Here is a 15175-nt window from a genome sequence, read left to right as displayed (position 1 = left end):
CGTCGACGACGTCGCCGAGGCATGCCGCGACGAGGTCCGGGTCCTGGCCGCCGGCGGCCGCGTGGACGATCGCGGCGGAGATGCGGACGGCGTCGAAGGCCTGCCCGGTGGGCAGTAACGCGACGCCGCCGACGCCCCAATCCCGCTGGGCAGTTGAGGGGTTGGGGTGCGCGGACGCGAGCCAGTCGGCGATCGCTCTGTCGGTGTCGGTGTGCCGGCTCGTCATGACGACACCGCCTCGACGAACGCCGCGTCGCCGAGGCCGTCGAGCCAGCCGCGGAGCTTCGCCGTGGCGAGGTGCGTTTCGTCGAGGGTCACGATCCCGTCGGCCTTGCCGTCCTCCACCAGACGGGTGACCCGGGTCAGGGAGGAGCGCTCGCTCTTGGGCCGGTCGATCGGGCCGAGGTCGTACAGGGCGGCCGCGACGCTCCAGCCCTTCGCCCTGGCGTGAGCCCGCAGTGTGCCCATGACGTCGTCGGGGTCGCGGCCGTCCGCGATGCAGGCGTAGAGGGCGACGCGGGTGGCGGGGGCGGTTTCGGACCTGCCGGTTCCGATGCTGATGGCGTACACGGGGAGGCTCCTCCGGTGGGTGTCGGATCACCACCGACCGTAGGATCCCAACTGCCAAGGGGAGGACACAGATTGTGTCCCCTCACGCGGCCAGCATGCCGATCTTCACCGCGAGCTCACAGGCCCTGCGCCGACGGCCGGTCACCTTCGACTCGGACTCCTCCAGGATGATCCGCTTCGCGTAGCCGTTGTACCGGATGGTCTCCGGCGCGGCCTCGTATGCCTTGTCGAGGGTCGCGATGGCCACGTCGGGCTGTCCGTCCAGTTGGAACCCGCGAGCCTCCTCGATCCGGTGCCGGGCCCGGCGCGGCCGGGAGGGGATCGTCATCGCGTCGGCCCGCGCGACCTGTCGCACCGACTCCGGACCGGCATGCAGTTCCACGGCCACCGTCACCGCATGGGCACCCATGATGGCGCGCGAGAAGCTCGTGACGGGGTGGTAATAGGTCTCCGGCAGCCGCTCGGCCACGGACCGCGCCGCGTCCCAGTAGCGCCATGCGGTGCCGGTGTGGCCGCGCCGGGCGGCCGTGTAGCCGGCCTCGAACTGGAGCGCACCGACGATGGCGAGGACGTCGTCGCACGCGTCGGGGAGCAGCGGCTCCAGGTAGGCAAGCGTCTCCAGGTTCACGGCGTCCGCCGCGTCGTAGTGCGCGGGGCCGGAGTCGCGGTGTGCCTGCGCCATCAGCCAGGCCGCCACCCCGACCGCGTGCGGGTCCTCGCTCTGCTGCGCGGCGATCAAACCCCGTTCGGCCACGCGCCAGAGCAGGGACGAGTCCGGCTGGTAGGCGACGAAGAACTGCGACAGCGAGTACACCTCGGCCAGGAGCGCCTGCGCGGCTCGCCAGTCGGCGGGACGTTCGGCCTGCTTCACCGCGAGCTGGGCGTCCCGGATCAGATCCGGCAGCAGCCTGCCGATCACCTCGCGATGGTGCGGTGCTTCGTGCCGCGCGGTCCACGCGCGCGTGAGGCGCGCCTGAAGGTGCGCGGCCGACGCTGCTTCGCGATCCGCGGTGTACGGATACGAGTCGATCGCGGCACGTACTGCGGCGAGACGCGGATGGCCCGGGCCGATGAACATGTCGACGTGCCTGTCATGGCGGCCGGTCAGGTCCGCGAGGTCACGGACGCGCAGCGCCTCGGCGATCCGCAGGACCATGTCGAGCCCCGGAGCCTGGAGTTGGCCGTTCTCGACGCGTTTCACCCACGACGCGGACATCCCGACGAGGCCCGCGAGGACGGTCCGGCTCATCCCCCGCCGCTCGCGCAGGACTTGCATTCTCTGCCCGAACTTCAGCGGGTCGACGTACGGGTCCGGGGTTGCATCAGACGACACGGCCTTGCCCCTCATCCATCGCAGTACAGCTCGTCACTGCCAGGGTAGGGGCGTGCGGCGCTTCAGGATGAGCGAAGCCGCGCCGCCTGCCCCACCGGAGGGTTACGGACGGCCGGACCACGGCCTGGCGGCCTGCGCCGCCGTGGCGCGATGATCACTCCATGACTGAGATCGTCTTGATGTCGGATCCGAAGGTCGCCGCCATACCCGTTGCGGAGTGCGGTGAACGCCTCGTGGACGTGCGAGGATCCCGCTCGTTGCTGGTCGACGTACGCAAGCAGGACCCGGTGGATGCCTTCGCATACGTGCGGGAAGGCGTACTGGAGCGGTTGTTGAAGGCGCAGGCGATGCTGCCGCAGGGCGTGCGGTTGCTGTTCGTCGAGGGGTACCGGCCGCCGTCCCTGCAACGGGAGTACTTCGAGGAGTACGCGGACCGGCTGCGAGCCGATCATCCCGATTGGTCCGCCGACCAGGTCCACTCGGCGGCAAGCCGGTACGTATCGCCGCCCGACATCGCTCCGCACAGCGCCGGCGCGGCCGTCGACCTCACCCTGGCCGGCGCCGACGGGCGCGAACTTGACCTGGGCACGCGGATGAACGCGGACCCGGAGGAAAGCGACGGCGCCTGCTACACGCACGCCACGAACATCAGCGAGGAAGCCCGCGCCAACCGGAAGCTGTTGGGTGGTGTACTCACAGCCGTGTGGCTGATCAACTACCCCACGGAATGGTGGCATTGGTCCTTTGGGGACCGTTATTGGGCTCTGCTCGCTGGAGAGCCCGCTGCGCTGTACGGCCCGAAGGAGTTTGCCCCGCAGAGGTAGCCTCCAACAGAACGGGCCAGCCATGCCGGTGGGCCGAAAACGACTTCATCGCATTCATCGTCGGAGCAAACCCCGCATGACCCTCATCCCCGAACCGCGCCACCTTGTCGTTCGTGCCCAGGGCGAAAGCTCTCCCTTGCGCACGACGGAGGACCAAGGCGACGGAGACCCCGCCGAGTTCACCCACGCCCTCGCCCTCGACGACCCCGCGCTGGCGCTTCCCGACCGGCTGGCCGAGCAGTTGGCATCCTGGTCTCAGGCCTTCCCGCCCAGCGGGTTCGCCTCTCGCCCGGCGCTGCGTAAGTACACGAAACGGGGTGTGGAGCTCGCGCAGTCCCTCGCATCGCATCTCGGGCCCGTGTGGGTCGTACGTTATTGGGACGCGAGCCACGACACGGCCAAATTCGTGTGCTGGGGGTGCGCGCGCCTGCACTGGACGCTCGACTCGCACGGCAACCCACCGCATCCGCTGCACATCACCGTCCAAGGCGAATACAAGTGGTATCCGCTCCGCGCGGACGGCTTCGGGGACTTCGCTCCCGATGACCCGGCCGCCGCGCTCGGTCTGTCCGGCGAACTCGTGGACGATCTGTACGAATGGGCGCACGACGTCGACTCCGCCATGAACCTGTGGCTGGAGGACCGCGATGACGACCGGGACGACGCCAGGAGGCAGGAACTGGACCTGCGGGGGCGGGAGTTGGTCGAACGTTTGAGCCACGAGATCGGTCCCGCGAGGACCGTTGCGTACGGCGGAGTTTGACATACCCACCCCCGTCCCCGCCGTCCGGTTCCGGCACCGGATGTGGATTTCTGTGTTTCCGATGCGCGTGGAGGGCTACGCGAACTGACAGACGCGTCCACCTTCGAGGAGTCGTCGTGGTCATCGTGGCTGTCCTCTTCCCGCCGTTGATGCTGAGCATCCTGCTCGGCCTGGCCCGTTACGAAGAACGCATGCTCGGCGCCTCCGAGTCCGCACAACCTGGGCCGTCCGTACCGCCCGGGCGCCACCTGCACGCCGTACGCGAACACCGGGCCGACGCTCCGCCCGAGTGGGGCATCCGGCGCCGGAACGGCAGCTCCGTCGCCCGGCACCGTCAGACGTCCCGGCATGTGGCGTGAACCAGCTCTCGGTACGGCCTGCGGTATGCGGGAGTGCGGGCCGATCACTCCCCGCAACCGCACGGATCGCGAAGGTGGCCGGGGGTGGGCATGATGGGTGCGCTCGGCCCACGGCCAGGAGGTCACGATGCTGCTGCCCGACAAGATCATCCTCGCCCGGCTGCTCTTCCATTACCGCGCGCAGGAGCGCTCCGTCCTGGCGAACCCCCATGAGGCGAGCGTTCGCCGACGCTTCGAGGACACCGCGTACACGCTGTGCGTACTCATGGGAGAGCGAACGGCGCGCGAGGCGGCCACGGCCGCCGAGCGATATCTGGGTGGGTCCGGCCATCACACCGTGCAGGCCGCGCCGCCGCTCGGGCTGGGCAGCGAGTAGCACCGACGGTCGGGCCTGCTTCGTACGCGAAGTCCGGCCGCTACGGACTCGGCTCGGCGGAAACAGTTCGCTCGAACTTCCCTCACCAGCGATACCAACGCCTGGATCCGCCCCTCGGCCGGGCGACGAAGCCGACGAGCCACACGACCAGACAAACGATGGCGACCCACCACAGAATCTTCACCGCGAATCCGACACCGAAGAGGAGCAGGATCAGCAGCAGAACGAGGAGCAGAGGGACCATGGAAATCAGCCTCCAGCACGTCATGCGCCCTCATTCGACCTCCCCATTCATTCGACGAGGGTTGACTCCAGGGTAGCCATTTCACGGGCCTGGCGGCGTACGACGGGGACCTGTCCTTCGCCGCCCATGTACGTCTCGTAAACGCGAAACCACCAACGAACCCGCCGCCCGAATTGCGGGGTGACCATCAAGCACCGAAGGTAAACCCACACTCATTTCAGGAAGCCTTCAAGCAGCCAAGGAGTCGAAATGCCTCGCGGATCCAGCCCCAAGCGGGAGCGTCAGTACGAGCACATCAAGGAAAGCGCCGAAGAACGCGGCGAGAGCACCAAGCGTGCCAAGGAGATCGCCGCCAGGACCGTCAACAAGGAGCGGGCGCGGGCCGGTGAGTCGAAGACCACCAGCAAGATCTCCATCGAGGACATGTCGTCGTCGAAGCGAGGCGGACAGCGCTCACACAGCGGTTCACAGGGCCCGACCTACGACCAGCTCTACGCCGAGGCCCAGCGCCGCAACATCCACGGCCGCTCCAACATGGACAAGGCCCAGCTCAAGCGGGCGCTCGGCGGAAAGTAACGCCCCCCTCGGCCGAGGACCTCGTCAGCGCGGCGGCAGGATATTCAGTTCCTCGGTGATCAGCAGTTCGGGGTCGAATGCCATCCCGGTGAAGTGGCCCGCTAGTTCGAGCGAAAGCACTCCGTGCAGGCGGGTCCAGAACGACAGGGCGCGATGCAGCGTCGCGGCTGTCGCCGGATGGCCGTCGGCCCACTCGCGGTGGTTCTCCAGGTGGGCGTCGAAGGGCGTCGTCGGGCTGTCCGCTGCCAGCGCGCCACAGGATTCGATCAGCACGGTCATGACCTCGGACGAGATCGCGGTGATGTCGTCGGGCGCGTGATAGCCCGGGACGGGCGTGCCGTAGATGAGGAAGTACCGGTGCGGGTCGCTGCGGGCCCATTCCCGGATGACACCGGCCAGCCCGAACAGGTCGGCGCCGGAGTCGAATGCCGTGCGGACGGTGTCGGCGAGGCTTCGGTAGGCATCGCGGATCAGCGCCGTGATCAACTCGTCGCGACTGGCGAAGTAGCGGTACAGGGCGGGACCGCTCATGCCCATCTGCTTGGCGATCGCGTTGAGCGACAGCGCGGACACCCCCGCCGTGGCGACCTGCTCCCACGCGTGCTGCTTGATCTCCGCGCGCACCTGCGCCCGGTAGCGCTCCCGCGGGCTCTGCCCACCTGGTTCCGTCATCAGCTGCCCCTTCCCCGGCCGGTGTGACACCACCGAAGTCTAGCTAGAGGCTCTCACGTTCCCTATTGACGCTCACATTGGAGCGTTATAGCTTCTAACTGTCGGGAGAAGCGCTAACGCGCGGCCTCCGCAGCAGTCGAGGAACGAGGAGAACGTCATGACCGACACCCGCCCGTCCACCTCACCGGACCCGCAGACCCGGCACCGGGCCAAGCCGAGGGCCGCCCGGCTCACACTCTTACTGACCGCCGCCGGACTCCTCGGCACCACCGCTTCACCGGCCCACGCCACCACCGCCGTCCGCGACGAGACGGCCCGCCACACCGCACATCCCGGCGCGGTGACCTGTCAGGGCAAGGGCATCGACCCCACGGCCAAGATCCACTACCGGACCGAAACCCTCATCAAGGCTCCGCTGAGCACTATCTGGAAGCTGCACACCGACGCCGAAGGCTGGCCCTCCTGGCAGGCGTCCATCACCTCCATGAAACGGCTGGACCCGGGACCGCTGCGTACGGGTTCGCAGTTCCGCTGGACCACCCCGGCGCCCCCCACGCCCACAACACCCGCCACCACCCTCGTCATCACCTCGTCCGTCCAGCAGATCCAGCGCAACCAGTGCATCCGCTGGAGCGGACCCGCCGTCGGCGACGGCCTGCGTATCGACCGGGGCATCCACGTCTGGAACTTCATCAAGGTCAAGGGCGGCGTCCTCGTCCGCACCGAGGAGAGCTGGACCGGCAAGCAGATCGAGGCCGACCCGGCCACCTCCCTCACTTACCTCGCACCAGGCCTCGACGCCTGGCTCGCCGACCTCAAGACCACCGCCGAAGCCCACCACCGCTCCTGAGCCAACGGCCGGCCCGGCCGCCGCTTAGCGCCCGAGCGGTCTTTCCCGCATCACGAGTGCCGTGTACGACCTGGTCATACGACCGCGGGCGACGACGCCGGAGGCGGGTCAGTCGCGGGCTCCTTCCCGGTCGTATAGACCGTCGGGTCGAAGTGGCTCAGGCGGCGCACGAGTTGGCCGGTGGACCAGGGCCAGCAGAAGGTGTTCCGGCCGCCGGGTCCGAAGTAGTAGCTGGTGCAGCCGCCCGTGTTGTAGACGGTCGTCCGCAGCGCCCGCTGCACCTCGGCGTTGTACTGCGCCTGGGCGGTCGGCGTGATGTCCATGGACGTGACGCCCGACAGATGGTGGAGCGCGGCGCACAGGTACGTGAGTTGCGCTTCGAGCACCGTGATGGCGGACGACGCCCCGGTGAGGAGGTTGGGGCCGAGGAGGAGAAAGAGGTTGGGGAAGCCGCTGACGGTGGTGCCGAGGTAGGCTTCGCGGCCGTGCCGCCAGGCGTCGTGGAGCGTACGCCCGTCGACACCGTACACGCTCCGGGCCAGGGTCAGCTCACCGATGTGGAATCCGGTGGCCAGTACGACTGCGTCCACCTCCGCCAAGCTGCCGTCGGCGCCCACGAGTTGACTGCCACGTACCGCCGAGACCGCGGTGTTGTGCAGGTGGACGTGGGGTTTGGCGAGCGCCGGGTAGTACGTGCTCGACGACAGCAGCCGTTTGCAGCCGATCGTGTGGTCGGGCGTGAGCGCCTTGCGTAATCGCCGGTCGCGGACCGCGAACCGCAGATGCATGCGCCCGCCGACTTGCAGCAGGCGCGCGAGCCGAGGATGCCGGAAGGCGTATCCGAACGCCTCCTGCACCGCGTACTGCCCCGCCCGCACGGCGCGTAGCGCGGGACCCTGCCGCAGGGCGTTCGGCAGGGTGAAGTCGGGTTTGGGCAACAGCCATTGCGCCGTGCGCTGGAATACGTGTACGGCGGCCGCGCGCTGCTCGATCGCCGGGACCACCTGCACGGCGGACGCCCCGCTGCCGACCACGGCCACGCGCCGCCCGGTGAGATCCACGGAATGGTCCCACCGTGCGGTGTGGAACACCGGCCCCGGGAACGTGTCGAGCCCTGGCACATCGGGCCAACGCGGCTGATGCCAGGGCCCGGTGGCCATGACCAGCGCCCGCGCGGTGTACTCACCGTCCGAGGTCTCCAGCCGCCAGCGCCCGGCGTCCTGATCCCACACCGCCCGCTGTACCTCGACGCCGCACCGCAGCACGTCCCCGACCCCGTACCGGTCCACGGTCTCCCGTAAGTAGGCATGGATCTCGCGCTGCCCGGCGAAGGCTCTGCTCCATCCGGAACTTCTGGCGAACGAGTAGCAGTAGAGCACGGACGGAACGTCACACGCACACCCCGGATAGGTGTTGTCCCGCCAAGTCCCCCCAACATCCAGGGACTTCTCCAACACAAGAAGGTCCCGAACCCCTTCCTGCCGCAGCCGTATCGCGGCCCCGATCCCGGAGAACCCCGCACCGACCACCATCACCTGAACGTCCCTCATATCCCGATGCACCGCACCACCATGCGCAGAAGCGGCGGACCCCAATCAGGGCGCGAACCGGCGCGGGCGGTGCGGAGTGCCGGGGTTGTGGGGCGCGCGGGCGATGGAGCACGCCCCTGGCTTGCGCGGGCATTTGGCGATCAGTCGCTCTTGTGTCGGATGATCTCCGCGACGATGGTTGGTGCCGTGGAGCAGCAACTGCGGGAGATGGGCAGCAGGTTGACCGATACGAATGGATGGCAGGGGCTGACGTTGGGGCTCTTCCGGCGGGTTCGGAGCGATCTCGTCGGGGCGGTGGAGGAGGCCGGGAACGCGTCGCTCGACTGGCGGCTGACTCCGACGAACAACAGCGTCGGATGGCTGGCGTGGCATATCGCACGAGGTCAGGACCGGAACCTGTCCGAGATGATCGGCGATCCGCAAGTCTGGCTCTCCGGCGGATGGGCGGCTCGCTGTCATCGTCCGCCGGATCCGTCCGACACCGGTTTCGGTCATTCAGCGGCACAGGCGGCTGCCTTCCAGAGCCCTGGAAGCGACGTACTGCTGACCTATCACGGTGCCGTTCACGAACTCGCGGAGCGATACCTGTCCACGGCACCCGACAGCGATCTGAGCCGGGTCGTCGTCAGTCCCACTCTGGGCAATGCCCATACGGTCGAGGAACGCTTACGTGGGCTGGTCACGGATTGCTTCGCGCACTTGGGCCAGATCTACTTGCTCCAGGGGCTGATGCCGGACACCGACCGCTGACACCTTCCGGCCGTGGTGTTCGCCTGCACCCGCGTCCCGTCGACCCGACCTGCCCGTGGGCGGGTGCCGGCCGGTGGGAGTGCCGCGACTTGCCGTGGGGATCGGTGCGCGGGCGTGCGTGTCGGAGGTCCCGGAGCAGCCTGGGGTGGTGACGGTTGCGACTGCGGCCACGGCCAGCAACGCGGCCCGCCTGGCCCAGTGGGTGGTCATATGGCCCCTTCATCCGGCACGGCGGGACGGCCCGTACCCCCGAAACGGGCCACCCCGGCGCGCGCTCGTACTGCCGTCTGCCGGCTCAGGTGCAGTTGTTCACGTTGATCGACGCCTCGTTGTTGCGGAGGTAGCCGTTGAGGTTTCCATCGTTACGCCGAGGCCACCGATCGGCGCGATCCTTTCAGCGAGAGCTGAACTGTTCGTCGTCGGACAGCCGGGGAGTCGATGTGCTGCGCATCCACTGCACGCACGACGACCTGCTCAGAGTCACCGTCGCCGACCGCCCGGCACCGCTGGTGGAACTGGGGCTGGCCTTCGAGATGTCGCAGCGGCGCGACGCACATCCGGTGTTCGGTCCATGGCGGCAGCGCGTGACACGCGCACTCCACCAACTGGCGCTCCCTCTCATGCAGTTGGTGTCACCACTGGGCGCGGGGCCGCTGTTCCTCGACCCCGCCGGCGAGGACCTGGAAGAGGGTGTGGACCAGATCCTGTCCACGCCACGCGCCGAGGCCCGCTCGGAGCTGCGCCGGATGTGCGCGATAGACCGCCCGCTCACCCCATGGATACGTCAGCTCGCCGACCGGGACCTGCATGAGGTCAGCCGCCCACTCCGGCTGTCGCGCGGCTGGTCCGGAGGTGCAGGTGGACAGCCGTGGCCTGAGGCACGCGCCCGACGGATCGCGGATCAGTGCACCACAGAGCGCGCGACACGGAATCCGACGTCGTCGACCCGGAACGTGGGGTGGCTGCGGCGCCTCACCGACGCGCGGCAGCTCCAGTGCTCGTCGAACCAGCCACCGCCACGCAGTACGCGGTAACTGCCGTACACATCGGGGTCATAGAGGTCCCAGCACCACTCCCACACGTTGCCGAGCATGTCGTGGAGGCCCCATGGGTTGGGCTGCTTGCCGCCCACCTCGTGGACCCGCTCGTCCGAGTTGCCCCGGTACCAGGCCACGTCGTCAAGGGGCCCGTAACGCGGTCCGGCCGTGCCGGCCCGGCAGGCGTGCTCCCACTCCGCTTCGCTCGGCAGCCGATAGCCGTCGGCGGATACGTCCCACGCGATGTCGTCGCCGTCGGCCCGCAAGCGGTACACGGGCGTGAACCCGTCACGCTCGGACAGGGCATTGCAGAACCGGACCGCGTCCCACCAGGAAACCCCCTCGACCGGCAACTCGTCCCCATGGGCAGTGCTCGGCTGCCCACCGGCGACCTGCCCGTACAGCGCCTGGGTGACGGGGTACGCCGCGAGCTGATACGCCGCGAGTTCGACCGCCCAACTGCGCCGAGTCCGCCGGTCCGACAGGGTGACCTGTCCCGGCGGCACGGCGATCATCTCGTGCTCTGCGCTTGCGCCCATGAGTAGATGATCTTACGGGTGCACGCCCTTTACCACGTACGTTCGCGTTCGATCGACGCCGCGCCCCCGTCGGCTAATGGCTCGAAACAGGCGGCGGCGTTTACGGTCGCCGCCACAGGCGCACCACACTGGAAGCTCGACGACCAAGGAACGGCACGTACGAGACCAGGAGTTGGTGCGATGTCCACGCAGTCCCCCGCCGGAGCCGCGCAGTCCACCCGCGGTGTGATCGACGCCTATCTGGCGCGGCTCTCCGAGCGGGATCTGGAGGGTGCTGTTCAGCTGTGCGTCGAGTCGGTCGTCTGGGACGCCCAGAGCTCCCCGGACGTGCCGTGGTCGGGAGTGCGGACCGGGCGGGACGGGGTCATGGAGTTCTTCACCACGCTCCACAAGCATCTGAAGCCCGAGGAGTTCACCGTCACGCACATCGTGGTCGAGGGCGAGCACGGGGTGATCATCGGCCATCTGCGGGACACCGTGAAGGCCACCGGCAATCCGCTGGTCACGCCGTTCTCCGCCCATGTGACCGTCATCGATGGACAGATCGTGCGCTATCACCTCTTCGAGGACACCCACGCCCTCCATCGGGCCATGACCGAGCGCTGACCCGGCCCGCCCCGTCGCCACCCCCACCAGGAGAGGTACGCGAGATGACCACCCGTGACATGCCGTCCCACCCCGTCGTACGCGCCTTCGTGGACGCGATCAACGCCCAGGACCAGCAGGCCCTGTGGTCCGTTCTCGCCAAGGACGCCACAGTGATCGACGTGGGAACCGAACGCGACCTCGACGCGTGGGTGGAGAGGGAGCTCTTCTCGTCCCACGCCCGTATGGAGGTGGTACGGGAGTCCTCCGACGGTCTGTCGATGACCGCCCGTTTCCACAACGACATCTGGGGGGACATCGACACAGTGTGGGAGTTCTCGGTCTCCGACGGGACAATCCGGCGCTTCGTCACCGGCCCCGGGTGAGCACCGGCCCGGCCTCGGCGCCGGGCCGACACTCGACCCGGCCGTGCGGCGCGGGAACCTGGAACGCGGAACACCCGCCGTAAGGAACGACAGCGCACAGCACGGGTACGGGCAGTAAGGATCACGGAAGCCGAGGCAATGGTGTGAGCCGCACCTCGGGGCCCGAGGAGGAACAGGCACCGAAGGAGTCGGTGCGCATCTGCCTCCTGGGCCCGGTGAGCGTGGAAGTCCAAGGCCGCCATATCGACCTCGGGCCACAGCAGCGCGCACTCCTCGCTGCCCTCGCGCTCGCCCGGGGCCGTCCCGTAAGCACCTCGCGGCTCGCCGAACTCCTGTGGGAGGGTGACGCGCCGGACGGGGCGATCAGTGCCCTGCGTACGCATGTGATGCATCTGCGCCGTGTACTGGAGCCGGGCCGACGGGCCACGTCCGGCTTCGAGGTGCTGCTCAGCGCGGGCGCCCGTAGCAACACCAGCTACACCTTGCAGGTGACCGACGAGCAGGTCGACGCGCTGCATTTCGTGCACCTCGCCGACCAGGCCCGCAAGGCGGCCGCCGACGGCGACGCCTCGGCCGCCGTCGGTCTGCTCGACCAGGCGCTCGCCCTGTGGACCGGGGCCGCGCTCGAAGGAGTCAGCGACCGCAGCTTCGCGCTGGCCGAGGCCGACCGCCTCGAAGAGCTGCGCCTGGTGGCCCGGGAGGACCGGCTCGACGCGCTCATCGAGCTCGGCCGGCACGAGGAGTCGGGGGCCGAACTGACCATGCTGGTCAGCGAGTTCCCGCTGCGCGAGCGGCTGCGCTGCCAGCTGATGCTGACCCTGTACCGCTCGGGCCGCCAGGCGGACGCCCTCGCCGCGTACCGCGATTTCTATCAGCTCCTCGACGCCGAGATCGGCATCGAGCCGGGGCGGCAGCTCAAGGAGCTCCACCAGCGCGTCCTCGTCGGCGATCCCGGCCTCGCCCTCGGCCCGGACACCGCGCGCACCCCCGAACCCGCGCCCCCGCCCGCGCCGCCGCGCCCTGTTCCACGCCAACTCCCGCCCGACATAGCGAGTTTCACCGGCCGGGTCGCCTATCTGCGGGAGCTCGACGCCCTGCTGTCCCACTACGACACGGGGCCCGGGCAGACGCTGGTGATCTCCGCCGTCTCCGGCATGGCAGGCGTCGGCAAGACCGCGCTCGCCGTGCACTGGATGCACCGGGTGGCCGACCGTTTCCCCGACGGCCAGCTGTACGCGAACCTGCGCGGCCACGCCCCCGATCCCCCGGCCACGGCCGACGAGCCCCTGGCGCAGCTGCTTCGGGCGCTCGGGGTCGACACCGGGCATCTGCCGGAGAGCACGGACGAGAAGACCGCCCTGTACCGCTCGCTCCTGGCGGGCAAACGCATGCTGATCCTGCTGGACGACGCGGCCGGGCTCGAACAGGTGCGCCCGCTGCTGCCCGGCTCCCCGACCTGCTTCGTCGTCGTCACCAGCCGTACCGATCTGCGGGGCCTGACCGCGTTCCACGACGCGCACCGGGTGAACCTGGCCGTCTTCGGCGAGGAGGAGGCGCTCGCGCTGCTCGCCCGCGTGATCGGTTCGGACCGGGTACAGGAGGAGCCGGAGGCCTCCGCCGAGACCGTCCGGCTCTGCGGCCATCTGCCGTTGGCCGTACGGATCGTGGCGGCCCATCTCATCGGCGACCAGTACTTGTCCGTCGCGGAGGTCGTGCGCGCGCTGCGCGGCGACGACCGCCTGGACGACCTCGCACTCGACCAGGAACAGCACACCGGCGTACGCAGCGCCCTCGCGCTCTCCTACCGGTCCCTGCCCGCCCCGGAACAGCAGTTCCTGCGGCTGCTCGCCCTCACCCCCGGCCCCGAGGTCTCGGCCCCGGCCGTCGCCGCCCTGGCCGGGGCCGCCCTGCCCGGCGCGGCCCGGCTCCTGGACCGGCTGGTCGCCCGCAGTCTGCTGGAGACGCATCGGCCCGGGCGCTTCCATCTGCACGCCCTGGTCCGCCTGTTCGCCCGCGAACGGGCCGAGGCGGAGGACGGCGCCGACGCGCGCGAGAGCGCCGTCGCCCGCCTGCTCACCTGGTACCTGGGCACCGCCGAGCAGGCCGCCCATCTGCTCTACGGCACCTTCTACTCCTGGTACGCGGCCGAACCGCCCGAGCCGGACGGCTCCCCCACCGCGCCGCTGACCTTCGCCAGCGCCACCGCGGCGCTGGTCTGGCTGGAGGACGAACGGCCCGCCCTGCTGGCGTGCGCGCAGCACGCCCTGCGGAACGGGCCGCGCTTCTTCGCCTGGCGCTCCGCGCTGGCCATGCACGGCCATCTGATGGAGCACGGCCGGCGCACCGACTGGCTGCGCGCCGCACACGTCGGGCTGCGCGCCGCCGAGGCCGAGCGCGACGACCACGCGCAGGCGGTGATGCACTGGAGCCTGTGTTACGTACTGTGGGAGCTGGCTCGGCACGACGAGGCACTGCGGCACAGCGACCACGCCGACGCGCTGTTCGCGCGGGCCGGGCTGCCCGTGGAGCAGGCCGGTGCGGTCCTCGGGCTCGCCGCCTCCCATCGCGAGCAGGGCGCCCTGGGCCAGGCCGCCCGCGACGCCGAACGGGCCCTGGCCCTCTACCGCGAGGGCGGCGAGCCCGCCGGGGAGGCGTGGGCGCTGGTCGTGCTCGGCTCGGTCCGCCTCGACCAGGGCCGCCTCGTCGCGGCGCAGCAGCACTTCAGCGACGCCCTGGCGCGCGCCGAAGTATCGCAGGACCAGCACACCGTGATGCTGGCGCTGTGGAACCTCGGCGCCGTCCACCACGCGCTCGGCGCATCGGACGAGGCCCAGCTCCTGCTCACCCGCGCCCTCGCCGCCGACGGCAGGCTGCTCTCCACCTACGCGGCGGAGGGCGCGCTCAACGCCCTCGCGGTGGTGTGCCGGGACACCGGCGATCCGCGCCTCGCGCTCAAGTACGGCGTCGACGCGCTCAGCGTCACCCATCGCACCCGCCGCCGTCTGGTCGAGCCGGACGCGCTCAACACGATCGGTACTGTGCTGCTGCGCCTGGACGATGTGCCCGGCGCCCTGGACCACCATCGGCGCGCCCTGGAAGCGGCCCAGCTCGCGGGGTGCCGCCGGGCCGAGGCCGGGGCCTGCGTGGGGCTCGCCGCCGTGTACCGGCATCTCGGCGACAAGCGCGAGGCCCTGGCGTACACCCGACGGGCGCTGAACACCGCACGCCAGACCGGGCTCAGGCTCGCCATAGGCGAGGCACAGACCGAGCTGGCCCGCGTACATCTGGCCCTCGGTCAGCACACCAAAGCCGCGCAGGCGGTCGAGCGGACATTGCGTCTGCACCGGGTCACCGGGCACCGGCCCGGCCTCGCGGAGGCCGAGGAGGTGGCCGCCGCCGTACGCCGCGCCGGCGCCGACTTCAGCTCAGCGCCCGCACCGCCGCCGTGACCACGGCCGCCACCAGCACGACGAGCGGTACCGGCGCCTTGAGCCGCCAGGCCACCAGCGCCGCGCCGAAACCCGCGAGGCGTGCGTCGAACGTCAGCCCGTGCGCGCCCGCCGAGCCCACGAGCTGGGTGACGACCAGGACGGCGAGCAGCGCGGGGGTCAGATACTCCACGAACCGGGGGAACCAGCCGGGCAGTTCACGGTCGCCCATCACCAGCGAACCGGCACCTTTGACCAGGAACGTGGTCACCACGAGGGCGCCGACGACAATCCATGGGTTGCTGCTCAACGCGCCCTCCACGTGAGGGAGTT

At 69.8% G+C, this 15175-nt stretch carries 18 protein-coding genes; 10 read left to right on the top strand and 8 right to left on the bottom strand.

Going from position 1 to position 15175, the window contains the following annotated elements:
- Positions 1 to 222 precede the first annotated feature (222 nt).
- Positions 223 to 570: a hypothetical protein gene (locus ACT1U9_RS30755; RefSeq protein WP_444535889.1), complete on the bottom strand. Its 348-nt coding sequence runs from the start codon at positions 568 to 570 to the stop codon at positions 223 to 225.
- 82 nt (positions 571 to 652) lie between these two features.
- Positions 653 to 1903, bottom strand: coding sequence for a helix-turn-helix domain-containing protein (locus ACT1U9_RS30750; protein WP_444535888.1), 1251 nt, complete (start codon positions 1901 to 1903; stop codon positions 653 to 655).
- A 161-nt stretch (positions 1904 to 2064) separates the two neighbouring features.
- Here ACT1U9_RS30750 and ACT1U9_RS30745 point away from each other — a divergent pair, with 161 nt between their 5' ends.
- The 4 genes from ACT1U9_RS30745 to ACT1U9_RS30730 all read left to right on the top strand — a co-directional run bounded on the left by ACT1U9_RS30745 (position 2065) and on the right by ACT1U9_RS30730 (position 4225).
- A complete protein-coding gene (locus ACT1U9_RS30745) occupies positions 2065 to 2727 on the top strand; it encodes a M15 family metallopeptidase (protein ID WP_444535887.1) in 663 nt (220 codons plus the stop codon).
- 76 nt (positions 2728 to 2803) lie between these two features.
- Positions 2804 to 3490, top strand: coding sequence for a hypothetical protein (locus ACT1U9_RS30740; protein WP_444535886.1), 687 nt, complete (start codon positions 2804 to 2806; stop codon positions 3488 to 3490).
- A 116-nt stretch (positions 3491 to 3606) separates the two neighbouring features.
- On the top strand, positions 3607 to 3849 hold the full coding sequence (locus ACT1U9_RS30735; protein WP_444535885.1) for a hypothetical protein: 243 nt from the start codon (positions 3607 to 3609) through the stop codon (positions 3847 to 3849).
- 127 nt (positions 3850 to 3976) lie between these two features.
- Positions 3977 to 4225, top strand: a complete 249-nt coding sequence (locus ACT1U9_RS30730; RefSeq protein ID WP_444539295.1) for a DUF5133 domain-containing protein — start codon at positions 3977 to 3979, stop codon at positions 4223 to 4225.
- A gap of 82 nt (positions 4226 to 4307) precedes the next feature.
- On the opposite strand, the gene ACT1U9_RS30725 is transcribed toward ACT1U9_RS30730, so the two are convergent.
- Positions 4308 to 4469 (bottom strand): hydrophobic protein, encoded by a 162-nt coding sequence (locus ACT1U9_RS30725; protein WP_444535884.1) that lies wholly within the window; start codon positions 4467 to 4469, stop codon positions 4308 to 4310.
- A gap of 249 nt (positions 4470 to 4718) precedes the next feature.
- Between ACT1U9_RS30725 and ACT1U9_RS30720 the strand changes: the two genes are divergently transcribed.
- A complete protein-coding gene (locus ACT1U9_RS30720; RefSeq protein ID WP_444535883.1) occupies positions 4719 to 5045 on the top strand; it encodes a plasmid stabilization protein in 327 nt (108 codons plus the stop codon).
- A gap of 24 nt (positions 5046 to 5069) precedes the next feature.
- Here ACT1U9_RS30720 and ACT1U9_RS30715 read toward each other — a convergent pair whose 3' ends face one another.
- Positions 5070 to 5717: a TetR/AcrR family transcriptional regulator gene (locus ACT1U9_RS30715; protein ID WP_444539294.1), complete on the bottom strand. Its 648-nt coding sequence runs from the start codon at positions 5715 to 5717 to the stop codon at positions 5070 to 5072.
- A 157-nt stretch (positions 5718 to 5874) separates the two neighbouring features.
- Here ACT1U9_RS30715 and ACT1U9_RS30710 point away from each other — a divergent pair, with 157 nt between their 5' ends.
- On the top strand, positions 5875 to 6567 hold the full coding sequence (locus tag ACT1U9_RS30710) for an SRPBCC family protein (protein ID WP_444535882.1): 693 nt from the start codon (positions 5875 to 5877) through the stop codon (positions 6565 to 6567).
- Positions 6568 to 6641: 74 nt separating this feature from the next.
- Here the strand turns inward: ACT1U9_RS30710 and ACT1U9_RS30705 are convergent, their stop codons facing one another.
- A complete protein-coding gene (locus ACT1U9_RS30705) occupies positions 6642 to 8117 on the bottom strand; it encodes a flavin-containing monooxygenase (protein ID WP_444535881.1) in 1476 nt (491 codons plus the stop codon).
- A gap of 186 nt (positions 8118 to 8303) precedes the next feature.
- Here ACT1U9_RS30705 and ACT1U9_RS30700 point away from each other — a divergent pair, with 186 nt between their 5' ends.
- Positions 8304 to 8867 carry a DinB family protein gene (locus tag ACT1U9_RS30700; protein WP_444535880.1) on the top strand — a complete coding sequence of 188 codons (564 nt, stop codon included), beginning with the start codon at positions 8304 to 8306 and terminating at the stop codon, positions 8865 to 8867.
- 632 nt (positions 8868 to 9499) lie between these two features.
- Here the strand turns inward: ACT1U9_RS30700 and ACT1U9_RS30695 are convergent.
- Positions 9500 to 9676, bottom strand: a complete 177-nt coding sequence (locus ACT1U9_RS30695) for a hypothetical protein (protein ID WP_444535879.1) — start codon at positions 9674 to 9676, stop codon at positions 9500 to 9502.
- Positions 9677 to 9768: 92 nt separating this feature from the next.
- The gene (locus ACT1U9_RS30690) at positions 9769 to 10443 is read right to left on the bottom strand and encodes a formylglycine-generating enzyme family protein (RefSeq protein WP_444535878.1); all 675 of its coding nucleotides are present in this window, start codon (positions 10441 to 10443) and stop codon (positions 9769 to 9771) included.
- Between the two features lie 180 nt (positions 10444 to 10623).
- On the opposite strand from ACT1U9_RS30690, the gene ACT1U9_RS30685 reads away from it, so the two are divergent.
- The 3 genes from ACT1U9_RS30685 to ACT1U9_RS30675 all read left to right on the top strand — a co-directional run bounded on the left by ACT1U9_RS30685 (position 10624) and on the right by ACT1U9_RS30675 (position 14863).
- The gene (locus ACT1U9_RS30685; RefSeq protein ID WP_444535877.1) at positions 10624 to 11049 is read left to right on the top strand and encodes a nuclear transport factor 2 family protein; all 426 of its coding nucleotides are present in this window, start codon (positions 10624 to 10626) and stop codon (positions 11047 to 11049) included.
- 44 nt (positions 11050 to 11093) lie between these two features.
- A complete protein-coding gene (locus tag ACT1U9_RS30680) occupies positions 11094 to 11414 on the top strand; it encodes a nuclear transport factor 2 family protein (protein WP_444535876.1) in 321 nt (106 codons plus the stop codon).
- A gap of 143 nt (positions 11415 to 11557) precedes the next feature.
- Positions 11558 to 14863, top strand: a complete 3306-nt coding sequence (locus ACT1U9_RS30675; protein ID WP_444535875.1) for an AfsR/SARP family transcriptional regulator — start codon at positions 11558 to 11560, stop codon at positions 14861 to 14863.
- Here ACT1U9_RS30675 and ACT1U9_RS30670 read toward each other — a convergent pair.
- The gene (locus tag ACT1U9_RS30670) at positions 14835 to 15152 is read right to left on the bottom strand and encodes an AzlD domain-containing protein (RefSeq protein ID WP_444535874.1); all 318 of its coding nucleotides are present in this window, start codon (positions 15150 to 15152) and stop codon (positions 14835 to 14837) included. The two genes, ACT1U9_RS30675 and ACT1U9_RS30670, sit on opposite strands and share 29 nt — an antisense overlap.
- Positions 15153 to 15175: the final 23 nt, after the last annotated feature.

It is taken from the genome of Streptomyces sp. BR1, assembly GCF_052373795.1.
Lineage (GTDB): Bacteria > Actinomycetota > Actinomycetes > Streptomycetales > Streptomycetaceae > Streptomyces.
Note: the sequence above shows the minus strand (reverse complement) of the source record. Positions and strands in the feature narration are given on the sequence as shown.